We start from the raw sequence: 4,111 nt of genomic DNA on the forward strand, positions 1-4,111 counted from the left end.
CCCCGTGGCCGACCTCGACATGTCCACGAGTGCGAGACCTACGGCGCGAATTCGCGGCGCACATCGTCTGCGCCGCGATCCGACCGATGGTCAACGCAATTGAAATCCAACCTGCCGCAAGCCGCCCCCCCTTGCTGCATCGACATACTTGCTGCGAAGCGAGCCACGATGGGCGGATTGGCCAGTGTTGAATTCCAATTGTCATCCCTTCGCGATCTTTGCTCAGGAAGTGACTGCGTTTTGAGTTTCGAAAGCCTTATTTTGCGGAGCCACACAGATATCTGCATGACAGGCGGGCTCACCCGTGTAGTTGGCCAGGGCTTGGAGCAACGGGGTGAGGTAGTGCTGTTTGGTGTGGTCCGGCATTGGCTCCTGGTGGTCCAGCGATTTGATTGCCACCTCGATCAACTCGACCGCGCGATCCTTGTGGCCGCTCTCGTAATAATACTGAGCGACCGGGATGTACCAATGGAATTTAAGGGGCCCGTCGCCTTGCGGAGGATTAAGTTCCAGGATCTGTTCTGAGAGCTCGTTGCCCATCGCAAAGCGATCATCATGCGGAAGATGGGAGTTGTCGATCGTGGGATCGAAGAGTTGGTTCAGCGCCATGACCATCCAAGACACCGCTTCGAACTTTTTGTCGATCGCGTCCTCGACCAATTGGCGCATAAGCGGCAAGCCGGTTTTGATGTCGCGCAGCTTGTGAAGCAGAAGATCCGCATGAATCTGCCGAAAATGAAAAGAGTCTGGCATCACGGCGAGGCCTTCTTCGATGGCCAATAGTGCCGCTGTCCAATCCTTGTCCTGCATCGCCGGCCTAAGTTTGGCGTATATCGGCCGGGTCAGTGACCTTTCGCGCGCTATACTTTGGTTACGCGCGATTCGCTTTGCATCGGCGGCTTTCGCTTCATAGCTGCTGCGCCAGCTGCCGTTAAGGACTTTCGGCAAAACGTCATCGAGTTCCGCCGGGTGGCCGATAAAAGCGATGTGGCCGTCGCGGTCGACCACGAACGAGGTGGGAATCCCGATCGAAGAGCTGGGATCCATCCAGAGCTCGTTCATTTCGCCAGTGTAATCGAACGCGATACGATAATTCAGATTCGAGAACTTCTCGGTCAGCCAGGCATCCACCTTAGTACGTGCCTCGTCCGCGGTTGCAGCCCGTTCGCCAGCTGCGACTCCGATAATCTCAAATCCGCTGTCTGCATGTTTCTCCTGCAGTTCAACCAAATGCGGCATGGCCGTCACACATGGTCCGCACCAAGTCGCCCAAAATTCAACGAGGTAGACCTTGCCGGGCTTAAAGTTCGTGACGGGCTCGCCACGCAGCCAGTTCTCCACTTTGATCGGAGGAGCCGGGGACCCCATACGCAGTTCCATGATGTTCTTATCCAAAGCTACCCACACCTTTCGTGGCTTTTATGCGTAGTTGGTTTCTCTGTCAGAATCGCAACACACGGATCAGGAGGCCATCGCTCGTCTTGCGCGTTTGCATGCGATTCAGTCCTCTCACAGTGTTGCCGCCCATCAAGCAGCAATGGGCGTGCCAACCCCTCTCAGCTCCGGTAAGCGGCGGGGAATGCTTTGAAAATTCTCCACGAGCCCAAACACGGCCGATTGTCGTGGACCTGACATGTCTTCTGCCGCTGTCGGGTTTCGCCCTCTTGAGCCAGCCGCTTTAGGACAGGTGAGAGCTTGGATGGCTCGCCTGTCATTAGACTGGCCGGCGTCCTCGAGCAGTGGCACTTTGGCGCCGGGTCGAAAGTGCGGGGCGGCTTGGTCCTCGTGCCGCCACCGCCGCGTGTGGATCCTTGCCTCGTGGACATAAATCACCACGCGGCTGCCAAGTCGGCGGCATTGGGCTCAATCAGCGCGGCGTTGAGCCCCGACAGCACGTAATGCTGCACCAATGTATCGGATGCCCTTCGCTGCCTCCACTTCTGCAGCCAGGCGTCGAGCGACGCTACCTGCCCACGTTCGAGCGCGACTGCAGTAATCTGCGCCGCAGGATAGCCAGCCGCCATTAGAAGGTACTTGGGTCGGATAGGCACTCTGCCAGCAAATGAGGTCCGCTGTATTTCCTCGCGATGGATCACAGGCGTTGTCGGGTGATCGGGCACTATGCAAGGCGCGTCACGCTGACTAGCGCCTCGAACCACACCGGTAAAGACGGCGAGGGTAACAGGACGGATATCGCAAGATCCCTTGAAATGGCTCGTTCCCCCGGCGGAGCGCGTCCAGCTCACCTTGCGGGCGTACCAGCGCCGAATGGGTACGCACGACGTCAACCTGCCTTTGGGCCCAGAGCCTCCTTGCCCTAGCCGCATGGCCGCGGCTGGTCGAGAATTTCTGGTCGTCGAGCAGGTAGAACTCTTTCACATGATGGCGAATGCGCGGCGTCCAGTGGGAGAACACCTCGGCATAAAGAGCGCTACTTCCCGGGCCGACGGTGGTGAAGCATAGCGCCCCGGTCGGAGCTATTTGCCTGAGGGGCGGAGGTCCTCTTGCGCAAAAGACACGTCCTCCCAATCCGCAAGCGGTCCTGTTCGGCGCTATCCGATGTCCGACAACGTCGGAGGCGTAACGTAGCTGAGCAAGATCTATCGCTTTGCCTCGAACGATTCTCATTTGGCATGGCGCGTGCGCGTTGATCCGCAAACCCCGCCATGAGGCGAAATCGGAGCTGGCCGCCACTCCACTTCCTCCTACCACGAGAGCAGACGGGAAGCAGCGCCTTCAAATGAGGAACAAAATCACTTTACCTCGAATCTTGCCTCTCGACTACAACCGGACCCATGGAACCGCGTCCGCGACCATACAATGAGTGCGCCCCGAGGCAATTGCCCAGCGCAAAATGGCTACGCGCGATCACGCCATGCATCCAGGCTAACGAAGGCACCTCGGAGAGCCTCGCCGCCATCATCGAGACCTATCTAAGCCCACTTGAGCCAGCACAAAGGAATTTCAAACATGCACCAAGATACCGTCCGTGGGAGAGCTTTCGCCATGCCCCTGACCAGCCCGGCCTACCCACCCGGCCCATATCGCTTCAGCAACCGGGAGTATCTGATCATCACATATCGCACCGATCCGCAAAAACTGCGCGACCTTGTGCCGGAGCCGCTTCAGGTGTGCGAGCCTCTGGTCAAATTCGAGTTCATTCGCATGCCGGACTCGACGGGCTTCGGCGACTACACGGAAAGCGGACAGGTCATTCCTGTCTCCTTCTGCGGCCGCATGGGGAGCTACACCCACTGCATGTTTCTCGACGACCATCCGCCGACAGCGGGCGGACGCGAGTTGTGGGGCTTTCCCAAGAAGCTCGCCAGCCCAACGCTCCGAACAGAGACGGACACGCTTGTTGGCACGCTGGACTACGGCCCGGTCCGCGTCGCGACGGGTACGATGGGCTACAAGCACCGGGCCGCGGACCTTGCGAGCGTTAAGGCCTCGCTCGCCGACCCGAACTTCCTCCTCAAAATCATCCCGCATGTCGACGGCACGCCGCGCATCTGCGAACTCGTGGAATACCACCTGGAGGACATCGATCTGAGAGGCGCCTGGACCGGCCCGGCAGCCCTGAACCTCTGGTCGCATGCGCTTGCCCCCGTCGCCGAACTGCCGGTGCTGGAAGTAGTCTCGGCCGTACACCTCGTCGCCGGTCTCACGCTCGCGCTCGGGAAGGTCGTCCACGACTATCTCGCGGAAGCCGAGCCTCGCCATCGGAAAGGAAGAAACCATGAACTTTCACAATGATATTTTATTGAACCAGCGCGACGGGGAGCCGGTGGCCGGCTTATCGACAAGGTGGCGGTGATCGCCGAAGCCGCGAGCGGGGTCGGCAAGGAAAGCGCGGTTCGCCCGCGAGGGAGCAAGAGTGGTCCGCGGATCTTGATCACAGCGAAGTCCAACAACGGCGTCCGGGATCGATCGATTGACGAAAAATGGTTGCCAGGGTGAGAGGCAGGTGGAACGCGGCTGATGCAGGCAATCGAAACCTTCGGGCGCCTCGATGTCCTGTCAGCAACGCCGGCGTCCAGAACGTAGCGCCGCTTGTCGAGTTCTGCCACAAGGCGCTTCCCGCCCGTGATAGGCTCCATCTCACGGGTGT

The 4,111-nt window shown here is 59.4% G+C and carries 3 protein-coding genes; 1 reads left to right on the top strand and 2 read right to left on the bottom strand.

The features are described from left to right. Positions 1-222 precede the first annotated feature (222 nt). Both EOA49_RS15350 and EOA49_RS15355 read right to left on the bottom strand, forming a co-directional pair. On the bottom strand, positions 223-1,380 hold the full coding sequence (locus EOA49_RS15350) for a TlpA disulfide reductase family protein (RefSeq protein WP_127241402.1): 1,158 nt from the start codon (positions 1,378-1,380) through the stop codon (positions 223-225). Between the two features lie 449 nt (positions 1,381-1,829). Continuing rightward, positions 1,830-2,024, bottom strand: a complete 195-nt coding sequence (locus EOA49_RS15355; RefSeq protein ID WP_127241403.1) for a hypothetical protein — start codon at positions 2,022-2,024, stop codon at positions 1,830-1,832. 946 nt (positions 2,025-2,970) lie between these two features. On the opposite strand from EOA49_RS15355, the gene EOA49_RS15360 reads away from it, so the two are divergent. Continuing rightward, the gene (locus EOA49_RS15360) at positions 2,971-3,756 is read left to right on the top strand and encodes an acetoacetate decarboxylase (RefSeq protein WP_127241404.1); all 786 of its coding nucleotides are present in this window, start codon (positions 2,971-2,973) and stop codon (positions 3,754-3,756) included. Positions 3,757-4,111 lie beyond the last annotated feature (355 nt).

The sequence above is a fragment of the Mesorhizobium sp. M1A.F.Ca.IN.020.04.1.1 genome (assembly GCF_003997315.1).
In the GTDB taxonomy this organism is placed as follows: Bacteria; Pseudomonadota; Alphaproteobacteria; order Rhizobiales; family Rhizobiaceae; genus Mesorhizobium.

Coding starts and splice junctions, on each gene's coding strand:
- EOA49_RS15355 (WP_127241403.1), bottom strand. CDS start 2,024: ATGGCGGCTGGCTATCCTGCGGCGCAGATTACTGCAGTCGCGCTCGAA.
- EOA49_RS15360 (WP_127241404.1), top strand. CDS start 2,971: ATGCACCAAGATACCGTCCGTGGGAGAGCTTTCGCCATGCCCCTGACC.
- EOA49_RS15350 (WP_127241402.1), bottom strand. CDS start 1,380: ATGGAACTGCGTATGGGGTCCCCGGCTCCTCCGATCAAAGTGGAGAAC.